Annotated in this window: 19 protein-coding genes; 9 read left to right on the top strand and 10 right to left on the bottom strand. The window is 33.3% G+C overall.

The window, feature by feature from the left end; genetic code table 11:
- Positions 1-80: 80 nt before the first annotated feature.
- The 4 genes from fmt to GQ47_RS14340 form a co-directional block, all read right to left on the bottom strand.
- On the bottom strand, positions 81-1,028 hold the full coding sequence (gene fmt / locus GQ47_RS14355; protein ID WP_035649767.1) for a methionyl-tRNA formyltransferase: 948 nt from the start codon (positions 1,026-1,028) through the stop codon (positions 81-83).
- Positions 1,028-2,923, bottom strand: a complete 1,896-nt coding sequence (locus tag GQ47_RS14350) for a RecQ family ATP-dependent DNA helicase (RefSeq protein ID WP_035649764.1) — start codon at positions 2,921-2,923, stop codon at positions 1,028-1,030. Before GQ47_RS14350 ends, fmt begins: the two co-directional genes overlap by 1 nt.
- Positions 2,924-2,988: 65 nt before the next feature.
- Positions 2,989-3,522 carry an AAA family ATPase gene (locus GQ47_RS14345; protein ID WP_035649762.1) on the bottom strand — a complete coding sequence of 178 codons (534 nt, stop codon included), beginning with the start codon at positions 3,520-3,522 and terminating at the stop codon, positions 2,989-2,991.
- Between the two features lie 236 nt (positions 3,523-3,758).
- On the bottom strand, positions 3,759-4,676 hold the full coding sequence (locus GQ47_RS14340; protein ID WP_035649760.1) for an alpha/beta hydrolase family protein: 918 nt from the start codon (positions 4,674-4,676) through the stop codon (positions 3,759-3,761).
- 286 nt (positions 4,677-4,962) lie between these two features.
- Here GQ47_RS14340 and GQ47_RS14335 point away from each other — a divergent pair, with 286 nt between their 5' ends.
- The 4 genes from GQ47_RS14335 (at position 4,963) to GQ47_RS14320 (ending at position 8,367) form a co-directional block, all read left to right on the top strand.
- Positions 4,963-5,259: a DUF493 family protein gene (locus GQ47_RS14335; RefSeq protein ID WP_035649758.1), complete on the top strand. Its 297-nt coding sequence runs from the start codon at positions 4,963-4,965 to the stop codon at positions 5,257-5,259.
- 3 nt (positions 5,260-5,262) lie between these two features.
- Entirely contained in the window at positions 5,263-5,982 is a 720-nt protein-coding gene (locus tag GQ47_RS14330) for a DUF4290 domain-containing protein (protein WP_035649755.1), read from the top strand.
- 102 nt (positions 5,983-6,084) lie between these two features.
- A complete protein-coding gene (gene murA / locus GQ47_RS14325; protein ID WP_035649754.1) occupies positions 6,085-7,398 on the top strand; it encodes a UDP-N-acetylglucosamine 1-carboxyvinyltransferase in 1,314 nt (437 codons plus the stop codon).
- Between the two features lie 90 nt (positions 7,399-7,488).
- Positions 7,489-8,367 carry a cation diffusion facilitator family transporter gene (locus GQ47_RS14320; protein WP_035649752.1) on the top strand — a complete coding sequence of 293 codons (879 nt, stop codon included), beginning with the start codon at positions 7,489-7,491 and terminating at the stop codon, positions 8,365-8,367.
- A 145-nt stretch (positions 8,368-8,512) separates the two neighbouring features.
- Here GQ47_RS14320 and GQ47_RS14315 read toward each other — a convergent pair whose 3' ends face one another.
- The 3 genes from GQ47_RS14315 to GQ47_RS14305 all read right to left on the bottom strand — a co-directional run bounded on the left by GQ47_RS14315 (position 8,513) and on the right by GQ47_RS14305 (position 12,159).
- Positions 8,513-11,002, bottom strand: a complete 2,490-nt coding sequence (locus GQ47_RS14315) for a DUF5686 and carboxypeptidase regulatory-like domain-containing protein (protein WP_035649749.1) — start codon at positions 11,000-11,002, stop codon at positions 8,513-8,515.
- A 69-nt stretch (positions 11,003-11,071) separates the two neighbouring features.
- Complete coding sequence (gene aroQ, locus GQ47_RS14310) at positions 11,072-11,485, bottom strand: type II 3-dehydroquinate dehydratase (protein ID WP_035649746.1); 414 nt, start codon at positions 11,483-11,485, stop codon at positions 11,072-11,074.
- A 113-nt stretch (positions 11,486-11,598) separates the two neighbouring features.
- Positions 11,599-12,159 carry a porin family protein gene (locus tag GQ47_RS14305; protein WP_035649744.1) on the bottom strand — a complete coding sequence of 187 codons (561 nt, stop codon included), beginning with the start codon at positions 12,157-12,159 and terminating at the stop codon, positions 11,599-11,601.
- Between the two features lie 241 nt (positions 12,160-12,400).
- On the opposite strand from GQ47_RS14305, the gene GQ47_RS14300 reads away from it, so the two are divergent.
- The 5 genes from GQ47_RS14300 (at position 12,401) to GQ47_RS14280 (ending at position 17,208) form a co-directional block, all read left to right on the top strand.
- Complete coding sequence (locus tag GQ47_RS14300) at positions 12,401-12,979, top strand: porin family protein (protein WP_035649742.1); 579 nt, start codon at positions 12,401-12,403, stop codon at positions 12,977-12,979.
- 313 nt (positions 12,980-13,292) lie between these two features.
- Positions 13,293-13,850 carry a porin family protein gene (locus tag GQ47_RS14295; RefSeq protein ID WP_035649739.1) on the top strand — a complete coding sequence of 186 codons (558 nt, stop codon included), beginning with the start codon at positions 13,293-13,295 and terminating at the stop codon, positions 13,848-13,850.
- A gap of 89 nt (positions 13,851-13,939) precedes the next feature.
- Positions 13,940-14,563 carry a porin family protein gene (locus GQ47_RS14290; protein ID WP_035649737.1) on the top strand — a complete coding sequence of 208 codons (624 nt, stop codon included), beginning with the start codon at positions 13,940-13,942 and terminating at the stop codon, positions 14,561-14,563.
- An 84-nt stretch (positions 14,564-14,647) separates the two neighbouring features.
- Positions 14,648-15,544: a site-specific tyrosine recombinase XerD gene (gene xerD, locus GQ47_RS14285; protein WP_035649734.1), complete on the top strand. Its 897-nt coding sequence runs from the start codon at positions 14,648-14,650 to the stop codon at positions 15,542-15,544.
- A gap of 143 nt (positions 15,545-15,687) precedes the next feature.
- On the top strand, positions 15,688-17,208 hold the full coding sequence (locus GQ47_RS14280; RefSeq protein ID WP_035649732.1) for a PAS domain-containing sensor histidine kinase: 1,521 nt from the start codon (positions 15,688-15,690) through the stop codon (positions 17,206-17,208).
- Positions 17,209-17,286: 78 nt separating this feature from the next.
- Here the strand turns inward: GQ47_RS14280 and rny are convergent, their stop codons facing one another.
- The 3 genes from rny to GQ47_RS14265 form a co-directional block, all read right to left on the bottom strand.
- A complete protein-coding gene (gene rny / locus GQ47_RS14275) occupies positions 17,287-18,846 on the bottom strand; it encodes a ribonuclease Y (RefSeq protein ID WP_035649730.1) in 1,560 nt (519 codons plus the stop codon).
- 209 nt (positions 18,847-19,055) lie between these two features.
- Entirely contained in the window at positions 19,056-19,349 is a 294-nt protein-coding gene (locus GQ47_RS14270; RefSeq protein ID WP_026727597.1) for a cell division protein ZapA, read from the bottom strand.
- A gap of 6 nt (positions 19,350-19,355) precedes the next feature.
- On the bottom strand, positions 19,356-19,646 hold the full coding sequence (locus GQ47_RS14265) for a hypothetical protein (protein WP_035649727.1): 291 nt from the start codon (positions 19,644-19,646) through the stop codon (positions 19,356-19,358).
- Between the last annotated feature and the right edge of the window lie 164 nt (positions 19,647-19,810).

Raw genomic sequence — 19,810 nt, 5'->3', positions numbered from 1 at the left:
TGTTAATAACTTGCTTTTTTTGTTCATAAAGCATGTTGTTTATCGATGAAAATCAGGTAGAAACCCCTGTTTTACTGAGGTTAATAGACCTTTGCGTCATCAGAAAAAGTAATGCCGTTTAGGATTTCCGCAGCCTGCATTCTCTTTTTTCCTGGAAATTGCAAGCTCAAAAGCTGAATGAAGCCATCTTTTACTGCAATTTTAATTTCTTTTTTGCTGCTGATCAGCTTTCCAGATTCATATGAATGACTTTCTGAAATCAATTTTGCATCATATATTTTGATATTCAATTCCTCGTTTTTGTCTTTCAAAAAACACCAAGACGCAGGATATGGACTTAGGCCTCGAATTAAATTGTTGATTTCGTTGCCCGATTTTGTCCAGTCGATTTTGCAGTTTTCCTTATTTAGTTTATATGCTGTTTTGATTTCGTCATTGTCTTCCTGAATTGTTGTGGTAACATTTCCGTTTTCAATAACTTTCAAAGTTTCAATTACAGTTGTGCTTCCTAAATTCATTAAACGGTCGTGCAATTGTCCGGCATTTTCTGTTGGTTCAATCGCAATTTCCGAATTTAGAATCATTGCTCCGGTATCAATTTTATCATCTATAAAGAATGTCGTAACTCCAGTTTTAGTTTCTCCGTTAATAATAGCCCAGTTTATTGGTGCCGCGCCACGGTAATTTGGTAATAAAGAAGCGTGAAGGTTAAAAGTTCCTAAACTTGGCATTTCCCAAACCACTTTTGGCAACATTCTAAAAGCAACCACAATTTGCAAATTCGCATTCAACGCTTTTAATTCGGCTAAAAAACTTTCATCTTTTAAATTGGTCGGCTGTAATAAAGTAAGGTTATTTTCTAAAGCGTATTCTTTAACAGCTGAATATTTTATTTTTTGTCCGCGTCCTGCTGGTTTATCAGCAGCTGTAATAACGCCAACAACATCATAATTGTTTTTGATAATGGTATCCAAAATGCCAACGGCAAACTCCGGAGTTCCCATAAATATAATTCGTAATTTTTCCATTATGTTTTTAAAGTGTATTTATTGTTTGCTAAAATAACGATATGATTATTTTCTAGTAATTCCTGAAGAACCAAAATCACATCTTTAGCGTCTAGTTTTATTTGGTTCTGAATTTCGCGCGAAGTTAAGGCAGTTGCTTTTAATAAGTGCAGAATTTTATCAGCAATAGAATCGGCTTCGGTAATTTTTCCTTTTTGTGTAATGCAATACGAACAAACGCCGCAATTCGATTTTGTTTCTTCTCCAAAATAATCCAAAACCAATCTATTCTTGCACGTTTTGTCTTCTTTTATATAATAGAGTACAGACGAAAGCTGATCTCGTTTTAGTTTGTTTTGTTTTTCCAGATATTTTGAAACTCGGTTTATTGTCAAATCATCTTCGCGTACTTCATTAAATAAAATAGTCGCGTCGTTGTTTTTAGATTTATATTCAATAATATCTTTTTCTTTTAATTTTTCTAAAAGTGTCGTTACTTGTTCTTCTGTATGATTTGATTTTTTAGCAATTAGCGAAAGATTAAGTGGTGTTTTCATTTCATGAACTCCCGGATATGTTCTTAAAATTGCCAAAAGAATTTCTTCATCATTTGGATTCAGACTCATGTATCGAATCACTTCTTTGGATTCAATTAAAAACTGCATCGTCACTTTTTCCGAAAATTCCTGAGACATTGTAATAATTCCCTGTTGATTTAAAAACTGTAAAGCATTATAGGTTTTTAAAGTAGGAAAATCATATTTATGACAAAAATGATTCATTTTAAAAGAAAAAGAATCGTCTAAACCTTCGCCATAAGCAATCTGGAAATAACTGCAAAGTTTGACATACATCGTTTTTAGAAATTTTTTATCTGGCAGAACATTAATGAATTGCTGTTCTGTTTGGTTTGCATCAGAATTATTGAATAATAACACCGAAAATGCTTTTTCACCATTTCGCCCCGCGCGTCCAGATTCCTGATAATAATTTTCTAAGTTTTCAGGAAGTTGTGTATGAATAACCGTTTTTACGTTGTCTTTGTCAATTCCCATTCCGAACGCATTTGTGGCAACAATAACCTGCGCTTGTTCCGACATCCACAATTGCATGTTTTTATCTTTTTCCTGAGATGAAAGTCCGCCATGATAATAAGTCGCTTTGAAACCTAAGGATTGTAATTGCGTTGACATATTAAGGCACGATTTCCTATTTCGTACATATATAATAGACGGCTGCGGATTTTTCTTCAAAATTTGTTCAACACGATACAATTTGTCTTCGACTTCAAAAACCATATAGGCAATATTTTTTCTTTCGAAAGATTGCTGAAAAAGTTTGGTGTCTTTTAATCCCAATTCTGTTTTAATGTCTTCAACAACTCTTGGTGTTGCCGTTGCCGTTAAAGCCAAAAACGGAATTTTAGGAAAGAATTTTTTGAGCTCTGAAATTTTTAAATACGCAGGCCTAAAATCGTGACCCCATTGCGAAACACAATGCGCTTCGTCAATAGCAATTAAATTGATAGGAAGATTTTTGATGCGTTCTAAAATCCAATCTGATTGTAAGCGCTCTGGAGAAAGATAAAGGAATTTATAATTTCCGAATTGGCAATTGTCCAGAAGATCAATGATTTCTTCCGTATGAATGCCTCCTGTAAGGGCAATGGCCTTTATATCTCTTTTTTGAAGATTCGCCACCTGATCTTTCATCAAAGCAATCAAAGGCGAAATAACGAGACAAATTCCTTCGCGCATCATGGCAGGAACCTGAAAACAAATTGATTTTCCGCCTCCGGTTGGCAGCAGTGCAAAAGTATCTTGCCCTTCTAAAACCGATTCAATAATTTCTTTTTGAAGCGGTCTGAAACTTTCGTGTTTCCAGTATTTTAAAAGAATTTCTTGTGCTTCCTGCATGGCCAAAGTGTTAAAGTTAAAAATTTAGAAATCAGTTTCTAGTTTTGCAACTTTAAACTTACTGCCTAAATTTTATCTAAGATATAAAGAATTCTGTTTTCAACCGTATCTTTTGGAACTTCAATTAAATCGTACCCGTATTTTTTATACGTTTCAATTAAATGTTTTTGAATTTCCAATGCCTGTTCAAAATTTTCGTAACGCTCTGTGTCGCTCTGATAAATCTCTTCCCAAGGTGGTAAAATAAAAGTTTTAGAATATTTGTAATCCTCGCAAGCTTTAGTGAAGTTCTCCGGATATTCGTCGCCAATATAATCCATATAAGCTACAACATCAGGAATTCCTCGGTCAATAAAAACTACATTATCAGGTTCTTGCGCAGCGTTTTTAAATTGCTGAATACGTCCTTCTAATAACATTTCGCTAAATAATAATGGCTGTTCCAAGAACAATTGCTCGATGCCTCTTTTTTGAGCTTCGAGTGTAACTTCTCTAGAAATTTCAGGGTAACAACAGTAGCCACGAGCTACTAATTCGTTTATCAGCGTAGATTTTCCTGTACCAGGACCGCCAAGGAGAACTATGATTTCTTTTTGCACTATTCTAAAAATAAAGGGCAAATTTACCTAAACTTATTCATAATTAAAAAGAATATTTATCAGAAGCGAAAAATTTGGCATTTTGGAGGCTATTGTTTTTGGCAACTGGACTGAAGTCCAGCTCTACAATATGTGTCATTCCTGCGGAATTAAATTGTGAAAAGAGCCAAAGGCTCGGTAAATATTGTAGAGCTGGACTTCAGTCCAGTCTGTTTTAAGTTTGAGACGATTGAAGTTTATTCACAAAACAAATACTTCCCAGAATCCTTCCCTTTTTTATTAGAAGTAACAATCAAATGCGATTCAAATCTCTTTCCGTTCAAAACATCATTCACAAAATCCAAAACATATTGTTGTCCTTGATGAAAAAGATAACCAGAGAATTCATGTCCACCGCCACAGAAAGTAATTAGTTTAACATCTTTGTGTAAATCATTCATTTGATTGTAAACAGCATAAGATCCAAAAAGAATCAACCAGCCTGAAGCATTTGTTGGGCAAGAACGATGCGAACCCGCACTGTACGGAACCGTGTCGTCATTATTTCCGTGCGCCAGTAACATCGGAATTGCTTTTTCTTTTGTAATCAAATTAATATCCTGAATCGCGCCCGAACCACCAATGAAACCTTTGTATTTGAAGTTTTCCTGCAAATTGCTTTTATATAAATTCATTAATTTATAATCCCAAAACGAAGCGTGGAAACCAATTTCTGCGCCAGCACTAATTCCGGAAATAAAGATTTTTGAAGTATCAAGATTATATTTGTCAGCGTTTTCAATTAAAAAACCAGTTGCTTGCCACATATCGCTTACACCAATCTGAATTGCTTTTATCTTTTCTGTTAAAGTTCCTTTGCATCCAAAATCTTTTCCTTTCATGTATAAACTGTACGAAATGCTGGCAACCGCATAGCCATTTTGCGCCATAAACATCCCGAATTCTTTTTCGCTGGTACGTTCTCCGCCAGAAAATCCACCACCAAAAGCAAACATAATCAACGGAATTTTTTCGTTAGATTTTTTCTTTGGCAGATATAAATCTAAATCCAGTTTTAAAGTGTCATTTTGGAAATAAGTTAAGGTTTTGATTTCTTGTGCTTGACTATCGTAAAAAGTGAAAAATGTAAAAAGTAAGAAGATGATTTTTTTCATTGTGATCTGTTTTAATCTCGCAATCCCGATAATTATCGGGAGCAAATTGGCAAAGTATTTCAAATATAAACGTTTGCTACGAATTTCACGAATTTATGCGAATTTAAATTTTAGAAACAATCAGAAATTAGTGAAATTTAATGAAGAGATTTACAGCAATATAATTAGCGTTAATTAGTGAAATTCGTGGCGAAAAAACGACTATCTTTTCAATGGAAAAAATCTAAAATCTAAAATCTAAAATCTGAAATCAAAAACGTATATTTGCGTTTATTTTTAATTACGAATGGAGAACGATAAAGAAAAAAATACAGCCGAATTTTACGAAAGATTAAAATTAGAGCTTGACAACGCAAACACTTGGCCTGCAGAATATTTATATAAATTCATTGTGCCATCTGTAGCAGATAATGTAGAGCGTGTTGAAAAAGCTTTTGACAGAATGGGGGCAGTTATTAAAACAACAAAATCTAAAACAGGTAAATTTACCAGCGTTTCTGTTGATGTTACGATGCACAGCTCAGATGATGTGATTAGTAAATACAAAGAAGTTTCTACAATAGAAGGTATAGTTTCATTATAACTTATGATCGAAAAATATAAAAAAGAAGCCGCAAGTGACGTTGTTTATAATTTGGAATATAATTCTGAAAGACAACGTTTGATTATTCCGGAGTATGGTCGTCATTTACAAAAATTGATTGACCAGGCTACTGCAATTGAAGATGATGAAACGCGAAATAAAGCGGCGAAATACATCATTCAGGTTATGGGAAGCTTGAATCCGCATTTGCGTGATGTGCCGGATTTTCAGCATAAATTATGGGATCAGCTTTTTATTATGTCTGATTTCAAATTAAACGTTGAATCTCCATACCCAATTCCATCAAGAGATGTTTTGCAGTTGAAACCAGATGCATTACAGTATCCTCAAAATTTCCCGAAATACAGATTTTACGGAAACAACATCAAATACATGATTGATGTGGCTAATAAATGGGAGGAAGGCGAAATGAAAAATGCCTTGGTTTTAGTTATTGCAAACCACATGAAAAAATCGTTTTTGAGCTGGAATAAAGATACCGTAAAAGACGATGTGATTTTTGAACATTTGTATGAATTGTCAGGAGGGAAAATCAATTTATTACAAAGCACAGAAGAGCTTTTAAATACAACTGATTTAATGCGTACCAACAAACGTGTGTCAAATAAAACGACTCCGGGCGGACAACCAAAAATTCAAAGCAACAAAAACAATAATAAAGGCGGAAAAAAAACTTTTCAAAAAAACAATAATCAAAAATAGAAAAGCTACTAAGATGCTAAGCTACTAAGACACTAAGTTTTTTTTACTTAGAATCTTAGAATCTCAGAAACTTAGAAACTTTGAAGAACCTAAAAAGAATCTATGGGAATTTTTAAAATCGAAGGAGGAACTCCTTTAAAAGGAGAAATCACTCCGCAAGGAGCAAAAAATGAGGCATTACAAATTTTATGTGCCGTGCTTCTAACAGGAGATAAAGTAAAAATTAATAACATTCCTGATATTATAGACATCAATAAATTAATCACTTTGTTGGGTAATTTAGGGGTGAAAATTCAACGCAATGAGCCGGGATCAATTACATTTCAGGCAGATGAGGTTAATGTTGGATATTTAGAAACTGAAGCTTTCAAAAAAGAAGGTGGAGCGCTTCGTGGTTCTATTATGATTGTTGGGCCGCTTTTGGCTCGTTTCGGAAAAGGATATATTCCAAAACCAGGTGGAGATAAAATTGGTCGTCGTAGATTAGATACACACTTTGAAGGTTTTATCAATCTTGGAGCAAAATTCAGATACAACAGAGAAGATCACTTTTACGGAGTAGAATCTCCTGAAGAAGGATTAACTGGAACAGATATGCTTTTAGACGAAGCTTCTGTAACCGGAACTGCAAATATTGTAATGGCTGCAGTTTTAGCAAAAGGTAAAACTACAGTTTACAACGCTGCTTGCGAACCATATTTACAGCAATTGTGTAAAATGTTGAACTCTATGGGAGCAAAAATCACTGGAGTTGGTTCAAACTTATTGACTATTGAAGGTGTTGAAAGCCTTGGAGGATGCGAGCACAGAATTCTTCCTGATATGATCGAAATCGGTTCTTGGATTGGTCTTGCGGCTATGACAAAAAGCGAAATCACAATCAAAAATGTAAGCTGGGAGAACTTAGGTTTGATTCCGAATACTTTCAGAAAATTAGGTATTACAATCGAAAAACGTAACGACGATATTTACATTCCGGCTCATAAAGATGGATATGAAGTAAAAACAGATATCGACGGTTCTATTTTAACTATTGCCGATGCGCCTTGGCCAGGATTTACACCTGACTTATTAAGCATTGTTTTAGTTGTAGCAACACAAGCAAAAGGCGATGTTTTAATTCACCAAAAAATGTTTGAAAGCCGTTTGTTCTTCGTGGATAAATTAATTGATATGGGAGCAAAAATCATGTTATGTGATCCGCATAGAGCTGTGGTTATGGGGCATAATTTTGAATCTCAATTAAAAGCAACAACAATGTCTTCTCCTGATATTCGTGCAGGGATTTCATTATTGATTGCTGCTCTTTCTGCAAAAGGAACAAGTACAATTCAAAACATCGAGCAAATTGACCGTGGATATGAGCGTATCGATGAGCGTTTAAGAGCAATCGGAGCAAAAATTGTGAGAGCGTAAAAAAAAGTTAGCCACGAATTCACGAATTTAAATTTTCAAAGATTGTAAAAAAAAATTCGTGAATTCGTGGCTAAAAAAAAAATAGTCTAAATGACAAACGAACAAAAAGCTATAAAAGCTACTATCTTTAGTATAGCTGGAAATACCTGCCTGGCCCTTATAAAAGGTCTCGCAGGTTTTTTTGGCAATTCATATGCCTTGATTGCAGACGCAATCGAATCGACTACAGACATATTTTCGTCTTGCCTGGTTTTGTTTGGAATTAAATATTCTAATAAACCGGCAGATGAAAATCATCCTTATGGACACGGCCGTGCAGAACCTCTGATAACATTTTTAGTTGTCGGGTTTTTAATTACTTCAGCAACTATTATTGGGTACGAAAGTATTGCTAATATTGGCACTTCTCACGATTTGCCAAAATCTTGGACTTTATATGTTTTGGGAGCAATAATTATTTGGAAAGAATATTCGTTTCGTATCGTAATGAAGCGAAGCAAACAAACCAATAGTTCCTCTTTAGCAGCGGATGCATGGCACCATCGAAGTGATGCTATAACTTCTGTTGCAGCATTTATCGGGATTTCATTTGCCTTGATTATGGGAAAAGGTTATGAATCGGCAGATGATTGGGCAGCGCTTTTTGCAGCATTTTTCATCTTATACAACAGTTATAAAATTTTCAGACCTGCACTTGGTGAAATTATGGACGAAAATCTAAATGACGATTTAGTTGAAGAAATTCGCGTCGTTGCTTTGAAGGTTCCTGGAATTTTGGGAACAGAAAAATGTTTTATTAGAAAAGCTGGAATGCGTTATCACGTTGATCTTCACGCAATAGTTTCGGCAAGTATTTCTGTAAAAGAAGGACATGATTTATCGCATAAACTACAAGACACTTTAAAAGAACAGATTCCGCAGTTAGGAAATGTTTTGATACATATTGAACCGGATGATTATCATTCTTAGAGGTTCTAAGTTTTTTTCTTTGTCAAAGTTTTACTTTGACAAAGATTAATTAAGTAATTAAAAAGAAAAATTTAAATCTGCTAAATCTGTTTAAATCTTCGCGAAACAGAAACTTAGAACCTTAGTATCTTAGCAATTTAGCACCTTAGTCTAATACATTTAAAATTTTCAATCCAAACACGACTCCGTTTTGCTGAGCGCTGCCTTGGAAAGAATGGACATAATCAACTCGGAATAATTTAAATTTTCCGAAACCTAAATTGTCTAAACCAACTGTAAATTCAGAATATGGTTTTCGGTCCGGAATCGCTAAAGTGTGAAATCCAATATTCATTGTCGATTTTAAAAGATTAATCAACGGAATTTTATTGGTGACAAATCCCATGTCATTATGCTCCAAATGCATTTCGAAATAAGCGTCGTTTGTTGAGTTTGAATAATATGGCATTAAATTGAAAACATTCAAATAACGATCTGTTGTGCCAATGTGCGTCTGATTTCCGTTAAAATGTCTATAATCCATAAAAGCGATATTTTCGGCATTATAGAATTTTCCGGCTCTGAAATTTGTTCCGAGAATTCCCTTGTTTCCAAGTGATAAATCGTATTGAACAGAAGCTCCAATTCTTTCAAATTCATACTTTTTCTCACTTGCTGCAAAGGCTTTTTCAAAAATTAAATAAACGGTTGGGTATTTTTCGTTTCTAACATTGAATCTTCCGTCAGGTCTTGAAATGTATTTGTTTCCAAAATTGATTCTGGCACTCAAAGCAGTTTTGAATAAATGATGTGGGTCAAAAGCTGACGTTGTAAAATCATTTGGCGCCAACGGATTATTAGATGAATAAATATCGTCTTGCTTAAAGAAAGAATAATCAGTGGTATTGAAGAGCGGTTTTCGCTGCTCATAGGCAATTTTCGCATTCAGATTGATTCCGTTTGCGACATCCTGGCCGTAATTAATTTGAGCAAATTCCAAATTGTACAACTTCATGTAATTATCTTTAAAAAATAAAGAAGCTATCGAATTGACAAATTTTGTAATAGGCTCGGCTCCATTAAACTGAGCGGTTTTTGTTCCTCCCGAAGCCGAAATGTAGGCATAATTGATATTGTTGAATCTGTGACTGAAGTCTCCCGTTACACGCAAACGATCATCAGAAAAACCATAATTGAAAGTAGTGCTTATTGATGTGCTCTTTCCTTTTTCTTCGTTCCATTTTCTGAAAGAAAAACCAGAATCTAAATTGAAACCCTGAACAGTATTAAAACTTAATGAACTTATATTTAATAAACCCTTATAGTCAAAAGAATAACTTTTAAAAGTGTTTTTATAATCGTAGCCCATTAAAACATCCCAAACTTTGAATTTGTTGTTTTTTGCATCAATAGAATCGGTGTATTTTTTGGATTTTCTGATAGTTTGTAAACTGTCTTTTTTAGTGTAATCTGTACTTTCTTCAATGGTTAAAGGAATGGGACGAATTTGATTCCAGAAAGTATCATCTTTTTTATTTGCATTTGGTTCAAAAGCTACAATTTCATTACCGAAAGTTTTCTTTTCGAATGAAGTTGGAAATTCATAATTAGAATACACATAATTAAATGTTCCTGAGAATTTTATTCCGAAAACACCAGCATTAAAAGAAAGTGATTGCGCGTTTTTTGACCATATTTTGTTAGTCAAATTATAACTGAAACTCTGTTTTAAATTCATAATTTCAGTAAATTCATTTTTCATTCGGTAGCCTTTAATGTCCAAATCAATAGCGTAAATGGCAAAACTGTCATCTACAATATAAATGTAACCTTCAAAAACGGGTTCTTTATCACGTTTTGGGATTACTTTTATTTTAAAGATTTGATGTTTATTGTCATCATAAAAGCTTCCTTCAAGTTTGTATTTATAATAACTGAAAGCATTATCAGCAATAGGAGAGATGAGTTTGATATCGAAATCTAAAGTGTTATCATAAAAATCATAAGTTGATAACGCTGCAGTATTATAACTGTATCCTCGGTTGTTTCCGGAGATTTTAGAAGCGATTATTTTCTCTTTTAATTTGTCTGGTTTTTCAAAAGTAATTTTTGAAACTGTTTCAGATAAATATAAAATTCCGGTTCCGGTAGAATCTAAATTAGATGCCATATCAGCACCAAGGTCAACTTTTTTGCCTAAAATTTTCTTTGGGAGATCTTTGACTTTAAACATCCCTTTTGAGTAGAAATCGGCCGTATAGCGTCCTGTTTTGCTGGAATTGTCTTGTTTGTTTGCAATTGCACTTTTTATGATTGCATCCGCAGGATTGTTTTTTGGATCAATAATGACTTCGTTTAATGCAAAACTTTCTTCAAGCATTTTTACATCAAGAGTGATCGTTTTTGAATCTGAAGCGACAGCCAGTTTTTGAGTTTTGAAGCCTAGATACTGAAAAATGATTTTATTTTTACCGGGCTCTTTTACATTTAACTGATATTTTCCTTGTTCGTTTGAAGTTGTTCCAGTATAGGTGTTTTCTTCAAAAACGGATACAAAGGGTAACGGATTCCCTTTTTCATCGGTAATAGTTCCTTTGATTTGGGCAAAATTTGAAACTGAAAAAAATAAGAAGGCAGATAAAATAAAGTTTTTCATGTAAGTGGTTTATCTTACAAAAATAGAATAACTTGAATCTGAGCTTATTAATAATTTGTTAAAAATGTTTTACAAAAAAGATTGAATAGCTAATTCATAACTTTTAAGTCCGAATCCTAAAATAACACCTTTTGCATTTCCAGATAAATACGACTGATGTCTGAAACTTTCGCGTGCATAAGTATTCGAAATATGAACTTCGATTACAGGAGTTGTAACCGCTTTCATCGCATCGCCCAAGCCTATAGAAGTGTGCGTGTAAGCGCCAGCGTTCAGAATAATTCCATCAAATGAAAATCCAACTTCCTGAATTTTGCCAATCAATTCGCCTTCAATATTGCTTTGATAATAAGAAAGTTCAACGTTTGGAAATTTTTCTTTCAACGTTTCAAAATAATCTTCAAAAGTTTGGCTTCCATAAACTTCTGGTTCTCTTTTTCCTAAAAGATTTAAATTGGGTCCGTTGATAATGCAGATTTTCATATTTAAAATTATTTCCAATGAATATTAATATTGCAATTGAGATTGAATTTTGTAAAAATAAAAAAACCGCACTAATTAATAGAGCGGTTTTTATAAAAGTATGTGAAATATTTTTAGAACATGAATCCAGCAGAAAGCTGAAATACTGAGTTTTTAAGATCTGCGTGAGTAGAAACTTCTGTAAGTCCTAAACCATAACGCGCCTGAACAAAAAGGCCTTCAGTGATTTTTAATCCAAGTCCGGCGTTAACTGCAAAGTCAAAAGTTTTAGGATCCTGAACATCAAATTCTTTTTTATTGCTCAATAAAAATGATGCTTGCGGACCAACTTCTAAACTTAAAGATTTAGTCATGTAGAATTTAGCCATTACTGGAATAGATAAATACCCAAGTTCATTTTTAAATTCATCAACAGCATTTTTATAAGTTGCTCCTTGTGTTGAATACAAAAGCTCTGGCTGAATAGAAAATTTTTCTAACAATTTTAATTCTGCTACTAAACCTGCATGATAGCTTGTCAAGCCTTCTTTGTCAACAGAAATTCCATCAAAACTAGCATCACCATGCTGATTAGCAAAGTTAACCCCAGCTTTTACCCCGATTTTTAATAATTGTGCGTGTATTGCAGTTGATGCTGTTAATAACATTACAGCTGCTAAAAATAGTTTTTTCATAAAAATGTCTTTTAAAAATTGGTATTTATTATGTTATCTACAATTCAAAACTACATTATTTGGCTTTTATTGTTTTTACATCCTGTTTTTAAAAGTTATCAAAATTCTCACGTATATGATGTCTTTTAATTTTTTATGGTTCTAATTAAGAGTACTAATTTATTTGTTAAAAACCTATTTTATTTTTAATAGGTAAATTTTTATATTTGTGTCATTAAATTTTAACCCAAAATAAATCAGAATGAAAAAACTTATTTTATCTGCCATTGCACTAATGGCTTTTGCATTTAGTAATGCTCAGGAAACTAAATTTGGAGTAAAAGGAGGTCTTAATATCACAACTTTTGCTGGCGGAGATTATTGGGATGCCAAATCTCTAGTAGGCTTTCAGGTTGGAGGTTTTGCTGAGATTAAAATTATTGACAGATTATCTATTCAGCCAGAGGTTTTGTACTCAGCACAAGGTGCAAAAATTGAATTTGCTGGTGGCGATTCTGATATCAAATTAGGCTATATCAATGTTCCGGTTTTGGCTAAATTTTATATTACAAAACAGTTTACAGCTGAAGCAGGTCCACAACTTGGTTTCTTGGTTTCTGCCAAAAATGAAGGAGAGGATGTAAAAGATAATTTTAAATCTGTCGATACAGGATTTAACTTTGGACTTGGTTATAACTTTACTGATAATTTTTCAGCAGGAATTCGTTACACAGTTGGTTTATCAAACATTGCTGATTATGATGTTGATGATATTGATGAGTACTATGACAGTCCAAAAAACAGTGTTTTGGCATTGACTTTAGCATATAAATTCAAATAATTTTTCTAATTATATTTAAAAAGCCTCCTAATCAGGAGGCTTTTTTTATTCGTATTATATTATTTATTGTTAATTAATTTAATCAAAGAAAAAAGTCATAAGAATAAAAAAAGATGTTTTTTATATGCTTATGTAGCTGTAGCATTTGTATTTATGAATGCTTAGGAAGTTAAATTTGGAGTAAAATGAGGCTCGAATTGTAATCAAATTTTTAAAAAATCATAAAGAAATTTTGCTTTTACGCTTTTCCGTAAGGTTTTTCGTTATGGTGCTTCTATATTTGGCCCATTAATTTTAACCAAAATAAATTAGAATGAAAAAAATTATTTTATCTGCAGTTGCAGTTATGGCATTTGGTTTTGCAAATGCTCAAGATGTTAAATTTGGAGTAAAAGGAGGTTTGAACTTTGCTAGTCTTGGCGGTGATTTAGATGGCGACGGTGTAACAAGCTTTCACGTTGGCGCTTTAGCTGAAATTAAACTAAGTGACAAATTTGCAGTGCAGCCAGAGGTTTTGTTTTCTGGGCAAGGAGCAGATTTTAGTGAGGATGGTTTTGACTCTACGTTGAAACTTTCTTATTTGAATGTTCCAGTTATGGCAAAATATTACGTAATCGAAAAATTAAGCATTGAAGCTGGACCTCAAGTAGGATTTTTATTATCTGCAAAAAGTGAAGATGAAGATGTTAAAGATTCTTTTAAAAGCGTAGATTTTGGAGTTAATTTCGGAGCAGGTTACGACTTTACAGAACACTTTTTTGCTGGAGTACGTTACAATGTAGGTTTGTCAAATATTGCTGATGTTCCAGACGAAGCAGATTTCAAAACTAACAACGGTGTTTTCTCTGTATCTGTAGGATATAAATTCTAATAAAATAAAAGAAAAAAATGGCCTTTCGTTTAAATAACGGAAGGCTTTTTTTTGAAAAAAAATAATCAAAAAACAAAGAAATCAAAAAAATGAAAAAACTTATTTTATCTGCAGTTGCAGTTATGGCATTTGGTTTTGCAAATGCACAAGATGTTAAATTTGGATTAAAAGGAGGTTTCAATCTTTCGAATATTTCAGGTGATACAGAAGGTCTTAATTTTAAATCTAAAGCAGGGTTTAATGTTGGAGGATTTGCAGAAATAAAGCTTTCTGATAAGTTTGCTATCCAGCCAGAGATTCTCTATTCAACGCAAGGAGCAAAAGTAAAAAATCAAGAAGTTGAGCTTCCTAGTGGAACTTATACTACAGATGTGAATTTTAATCTTTCATACATTAACATTCCTGTGATGTTTAAATATTATGTTGCAGAACAATTTAATATTCAGGCTGGTCCTCAAATTGGGTTTTTAACTTCGGCTAAAATGAAAGCAAAAGTTGATGGTTTTAATGGTTCAAGCGAGATGGATGCTAAAGATTTTTTTGAGTCACTTGACTTTGGTTTAAACCTTGGAGCGGGTTATGATTTTACAGATCATTTTTCGGCAGATATTAGATACAATCTTGGATTAGCAAATATTGCAAAAACGCAAGATGGTGATGATTCAAAACTTCATAACGGTGTTTTCTCATTATCTGTAGGATACAAATTCTAATTTTGAAAAGAATTATATTTTTAAAACCTTCCTCTTAACTTCAGGAAGGTTTTTTTATTTCTAAAAAGTATTTACTTTGTAATTATGAATTGGGACCGATATATAAAAGATTATCAATCGTATTTGCGAATCGAAAGAGGCTTGTCTAAAAACACAATCGAAAACTATGGGTTTGATATTGAGCGGTTATGCCTTTTTTTAGAACAAAATAAAATTGAGATTTCGCCAGTAAAAATTTCAGATGAAACTTTACAGCAGTTTATTTATTCGGTTGCGAAAGAAGTAAATCCGCGCTCACAGGCCAGAATAATTTCTGGATTGAAGAGCTTTTTTAATTATTTGATTTTTGAAGATTATAGAAATGATAATCCGCTGGAATTAATCGAGAGTCCAAAAACTGGGAGAAAATTACCTGATACTTTATCTGTTGAAGAAATAGACGCTTTAATTGCAGCAATTGATCTAAGTTCGAATGAAGGAGAACGAAACCGGGCTATACTTGAAACGTTATATGGCTGCGGTCTTCGTGTTTCAGAATTAACCACATTAAAAATATCGGATTTATATTTTGATGAAGGATTTATAAAAATAACAGGAAAAGGAAATAAAGAACGTTTTGTGCCGATTGGGAAGTTAACCAAAAAATATATTGAGATTTATAAAGATGAAGTGCGCCCTAATCTGATTATCAAAAAAGGATTTGAAGATACATTGTTTTTGAACCGACGAGGAAATCAGCTTACTCGTGCAATGATCTTTACCATTATAAAAGATTTGGCTGTGAGAGTTGGTTTGCATAAAAATATTAGTCCGCATACATTGCGTCATTCCTTTGCCACACATCTTTTAGAAAATGGCGCCGACTTACGATCAATTCAATTAATGCTCGGGCACGAGTCGATTACAACAACCGAAATTTATGTGCATTTGGATCGAAGTTTTTTAAAGGAAGTAATGCATACTTTTCATCCAAGAAAGTGATTTTTTTTGCTTTAAAGCTAATTTTTATTTCAAAAATTAATATATTGTATGATAATTTCTACTAAAAGTAAATAAAATCGACGAACTGCACGTTTAATGATTTAAGAGGTAAAAACGACCCAATTTTGCATAAATGTTATTATATGGTTTTTGATTTGTATGGAAATGAAGATTGTCTGGAAGTAAATAATTTTTACAAAAAATTGTTGGCTGAAATGCCTGATTTGCTTTTTCAATTTGTAATCGATAACAATAACAACTATTCTTTTCCCCTTGTCAGCAAATCGGCTGATGATATTTTTGAGATTTCTGCAAAAGAATTTACAAACGATATTAAGTTTATTGTCTACGATAGAATTTTTCAGCAGGATCGGGATTTGTTTTTTCAGTCTTTAGTTAAAGCGCGAAAAGAAATTAAACCTTGGGAAGTTGAGTTTAGAGCAGTTTTGCCCAAAAAAGGACTTCGCTGGTTTAAAGTAGCTTCAAAAACGGAATTATCTCCAGATGGAAACGTGAGTTTTTTTGGTCATGTTTCTGATATTACAGATTTAAAAGATAAAGAAGAAAGGCTTCGAATATCCGAAGAACGTTTTCAATTTGCCTTAGACGCTTCTACAGTTGGAATTTGGGATTGGGATATGGTGACCAATCGGGTTTTTTATTCTTCGCTTTCGCTTAAAATTTTAGAAGTAGAATCGACAGATGTTTTTGATGATCCGGAACGCTGGGATAAAATTGTTCATCCTGACGATCTTCCAAAATATTATTCAGACATTCATGAGCATTTTGATAACAAAATTCCATATTACGAAAATTACCATCGTGTAATGACTTCAAGCGGGAATTATAAATGGATTCTCGATCGCGGAAAAGTGATAAAACGCGATGAAAATGGCAAGCCTTTGCGAGTAATCGGAACACATACGGATGTTTCTCAGCAAAAAGAAAAAGAGCTGGAGCTTTTAAAAACAATGAAGCTATACAGTGATCAAAATAGCCGGTTGCTAAATTTCTCGCATATTGTTTCACACAATCTAAATACTCAGGCAGGGAATATAAAATCAATTTTGGACTTTATAGATGCCGATGTTGATAAACAAACCATAAGTGAAATGCTCGTTCATTTAAGAACCGTTTCGAATGATTTGAATGACACAATTTCAAATTTAACCCAAATTGTAAAAACCCAAAGCAATATCAATATTGCAGTTGTTCCCTTGAAACTTTGTGAATATATTGAAAAAACAATTGCAGCCATAAATGGTTATGATAAGCGAAAAAATGTTACGATAGTAAACAATGTGCCCAATTATTTGACAATTAATTTTAATCCGGCGTATCTTGAAAGTGTTTTGCTGAATTTTACAACAAATGCAATTAAATATGCGCATCCTGATCGTGACCCTTTAATTGTTTTTGATTTTGCGATTGAGCCTGATGGTTATAAATCGTTGAAGATTACAGATAATGGTTTAGGAATCGATTTGGCTATTCATGGCGATCTTTTATTCGGAATGTATAAGACATTCCATAAACACGAAGATGCGCGTGGAATTGGCCTTTATATCACTCGAAATCAAATCGAAGCGATGAAAGGGAGTATTTGTGTTGAAAGTGAAGTAGGAGTTGGGACAAGTTTTAAAATTATATTTGGCGATCTGTAATTTTATTTTTTCAAATAATTATAAAATAAAAAAGGCTATCTGTTTAGATAGCCTTTTTTATTTATGTTTAAAAGAGAATTATTTCGCAATGTTAACTGCTCTTGTTTCTCTAATTACGGTTACTTTCACCTGACCTGGATAAGTCATTTCAGTTTGTATTTTTTGTGAAATCTCAAATGATAAATTTGCTGCATTGTCATCCGAAACTTTTTCGCTTTCTACAATTACACGAAGTTCTCTACCTGCCTGAATTGCATAAGCATTTTTAACTCCACTAAATCCGTAAGCCACTTCTTCAAGGTCTTTCAAACGCTGAATGTATGAATCAAGAACCTGGCGTCTTGCACCTGGTCTTGCTCCTGAAATAGCATCACAAACCTGAATAATTGGAGATAATAATGATTTCATTTCGATCTCGTCGTGGTGTGCTCCAATTGCGTTGCAAACCTCTTCTTTTTCACCATATTTTTCAGCCCATTGCATTCCTAAAAGTGCGTGAGGTAAATCACTTTCTGTATCTGGAACTTTACCAATATCATGAAGCAAACCAGCTCTTTTTGCCAGTTTTACATTTAAGCCTAATTCGGCAGCCATGATACCGCAAAGTTTAGAAACTTCTCTAGAGTGCTGTAATAAGTTTTGTCCATAAGAAGAACGGTATTTCATTCTTCCCACAACTTTAATCAATTCAGGGTGTAATCCGTGAATTCCTAAGTCGATTACAGTACGTTTACCAACTTCAATAATTTCGTCGTCGATTTGTTTTGCTGTTTTGGCAACAACTTCTTCGATTCTTGCTGGGTGAATACGTCCGTCAGTTACTAATTTGTGCAATGACAAACGAGCAATTTCTCTACGAACTGGATCAAAACAAGAAAGGATAATAGCTTCCGGAGTATCATCAACAATAATTTCTACACCTGTTGCAGATTCTAAAGCTCTAATGTTACGTCCTTCACGACCAATAATTCTACCTTTTACATCATCAGATTCAATGTTGAAAACAGAAACACAGTTTTCAACCGCCTCTTCAGTTCCAACTCTTTGAATAGTATTGATAATGATTTTTTTAGCTTCCTGTTGTGCAGTAAGTTTAGCTTCTTCAATAGTATCCTGAATATGCGACATAGCTTTGCTCTTAGCTTCAGCTTTTAAGCCTTCAACTAATTGCTCTTTTGCTTCTTCGGCAGATAATCCTGAAATTACTTCAAGCTGCTGTAATTGACTTTTGTGTAATTTGTCGACTTCAGCTTGTTTTTTGTCTAGGATCTCAATTTTATTAATGTATTCCTGAGTTTTAGCTTCAAAATCGTCGTTTACTTTTTTAGCTTTCGAAAGTTCATTTGAAACCTGAGATTCTTTATCGCGCACGCGTTTTTCTACTTCAGCAACTTTTTTGTCTCTTGCTAAAATAACTTGTTCGTGCTCAGATTTTAATTCGATAAAACGTTCTTTTGCCTGAAGGATTTTATCTTTTTTAATATTTTCAGCTTCTAAATTAGCATCTTTTAAAATGGAAGCTGCCTCTTTTTTAGCGTTTTTGATTAGATTAGAAATATTACTTTTTTCGATGATTTTAGCAATTGCAAAACCTGCTGCAATTCCTACAATACCAATAATGATCGTTATGATGTCCATGTTTGTTAGGGTTTATATATAAAAAAAGCCTACATTAATTGCTTGTATAAACTCGTAAAGACAAGTTTTGAGCTAACTCACTGTTCAAGTTTCCCAGCCAAAAGGAGGGCGTACTATAGTAGCGACGATTTGCTCATTCTAAATTGTTAGTGTTGAGTTTACCAATTGTGAACTAATGTAGGCAGTATCTTAGTTTCTGTAAAGAACGTTTATTTTTCGAGATATTGATCTAATAGCGAATTTAATTTCTTAATTCTTTCGATGGTTTCTTCTCCATCGATTGCGTTATCAATTTGTTTTTGTTCAACTTGTGATGCAAATTGCAATGCACACATAGCTAATACATCTTGTTTGTCGCGAACTGCGTAATTCTCTTCGAACTGCTTTATCATCGCATCAATTTTTTTAGAAGCACTTCTAAGTCCTTCTTCCTGAGATGGCTCAACCGTTAATGGATAAACACGATCTGCAATTGATATTTTGATTCTAAGCTTTCCGTCCATGTTTTACTAATCTGATAGTTGTGCTATACAGTAATCAATTTCGCGAATTAATGAATTTATTTTAAGCTTTGTCTCTCTCTTGTTATTGTCGCTGCCGAGCAACGAATTGGCTATTTTAAGTGTCTCATATTGCTTCTTCAAAGCTTCAATTTCTTCAGATTGTTTCTGGATGATTTGCTCAGCTTTGGCTAATTCTAATTGTAAATCCTGATTGTTTTTCTCCAAACCTTTTGATTTTTCAAAAAGCTTCTCGACTTTATATTCAAGAGTATCAATTATTTCGGCAATTACACTCATTATAAATCCTATTCATTACTTAATCATACAAAGTTAGTATTCCTTTTTATTAATGCAATTTTTTATCGATTTTTTTGTAGTTAAAATAGACAAAGTGATGAAATTCAGTTAATTGTATTTTTGTAGCCAAATCCTCGGATTTCGGTTCTTATTTTTTTATCTTA

Origin of the sequence: Flavobacterium sp. ASV13 (assembly GCF_000745775.1) — a bacterium.
Taxonomy (GTDB): domain Bacteria; phylum Bacteroidota; class Bacteroidia; order Flavobacteriales; family Flavobacteriaceae; genus Flavobacterium.
Note: the sequence above shows the minus strand (reverse complement) of the source record. Positions and strands in the feature narration are given on the sequence as shown.

What these genes read in the sequence shown, in the direction of transcription:
- GQ47_RS14290 (WP_035649737.1), top strand. Translation starts at nt 13,940, where the DNA reads ATGAAAAAACTTATTTTATCTGCAGTTGCAGTTATGGCATTTGGTTTT.
- GQ47_RS14305 (WP_035649744.1), bottom strand. Translation starts at nt 12,159, where the DNA reads ATGAAAAAACTATTTTTAGCAGCTGTAATGTTATTAACAGCATCAACT.
- fmt (WP_035649767.1), bottom strand. Translation starts at nt 1,028, where the DNA reads ATGGAAAAATTACGAATTATATTTATGGGAACTCCGGAGTTTGCCGTT.
- GQ47_RS14270 (WP_026727597.1), bottom strand. Translation starts at nt 19,349, where the DNA reads ATGGACGGAAAGCTTAGAATCAAAATATCAATTGCAGATCGTGTTTAT.
- murA (WP_035649754.1), top strand. Translation starts at nt 6,085, where the DNA reads ATGGGAATTTTTAAAATCGAAGGAGGAACTCCTTTAAAAGGAGAAATC.
- GQ47_RS14300 (WP_035649742.1), top strand. Translation starts at nt 12,401, where the DNA reads ATGAAAAAACTTATTTTATCTGCCATTGCACTAATGGCTTTTGCATTT.
- GQ47_RS14335 (WP_035649758.1), top strand. Translation starts at nt 4,963, where the DNA reads ATGGAGAACGATAAAGAAAAAAATACAGCCGAATTTTACGAAAGATTA.
- GQ47_RS14320 (WP_035649752.1), top strand. Translation starts at nt 7,489, where the DNA reads ATGACAAACGAACAAAAAGCTATAAAAGCTACTATCTTTAGTATAGCT.
- GQ47_RS14280 (WP_035649732.1), top strand. Translation starts at nt 15,688, where the DNA reads ATGGTTTTTGATTTGTATGGAAATGAAGATTGTCTGGAAGTAAATAAT.
- GQ47_RS14330 (WP_035649755.1), top strand. Translation starts at nt 5,263, where the DNA reads ATGATCGAAAAATATAAAAAAGAAGCCGCAAGTGACGTTGTTTATAAT.
- GQ47_RS14265 (WP_035649727.1), bottom strand. Translation starts at nt 19,646, where the DNA reads ATGAGTGTAATTGCCGAAATAATTGATACTCTTGAATATAAAGTCGAG.
- GQ47_RS14350 (WP_035649764.1), bottom strand. Translation starts at nt 2,923, where the DNA reads ATGCAGGAAGCACAAGAAATTCTTTTAAAATACTGGAAACACGAAAGT.
- xerD (WP_035649734.1), top strand. Translation starts at nt 14,648, where the DNA reads ATGAATTGGGACCGATATATAAAAGATTATCAATCGTATTTGCGAATC.
- GQ47_RS14295 (WP_035649739.1), top strand. Translation starts at nt 13,293, where the DNA reads ATGAAAAAAATTATTTTATCTGCAGTTGCAGTTATGGCATTTGGTTTT.
- aroQ (WP_035649746.1), bottom strand. Translation starts at nt 11,485, where the DNA reads ATGAAAATCTGCATTATCAACGGACCCAATTTAAATCTTTTAGGAAAA.
- GQ47_RS14340 (WP_035649760.1), bottom strand. Translation starts at nt 4,676, where the DNA reads ATGAAAAAAATCATCTTCTTACTTTTTACATTTTTCACTTTTTACGAT.
- rny (WP_035649730.1), bottom strand. Translation starts at nt 18,846, where the DNA reads ATGGACATCATAACGATCATTATTGGTATTGTAGGAATTGCAGCAGGT.
- GQ47_RS14315 (WP_035649749.1), bottom strand. Translation starts at nt 11,002, where the DNA reads ATGAAAAACTTTATTTTATCTGCCTTCTTATTTTTTTCAGTTTCAAAT.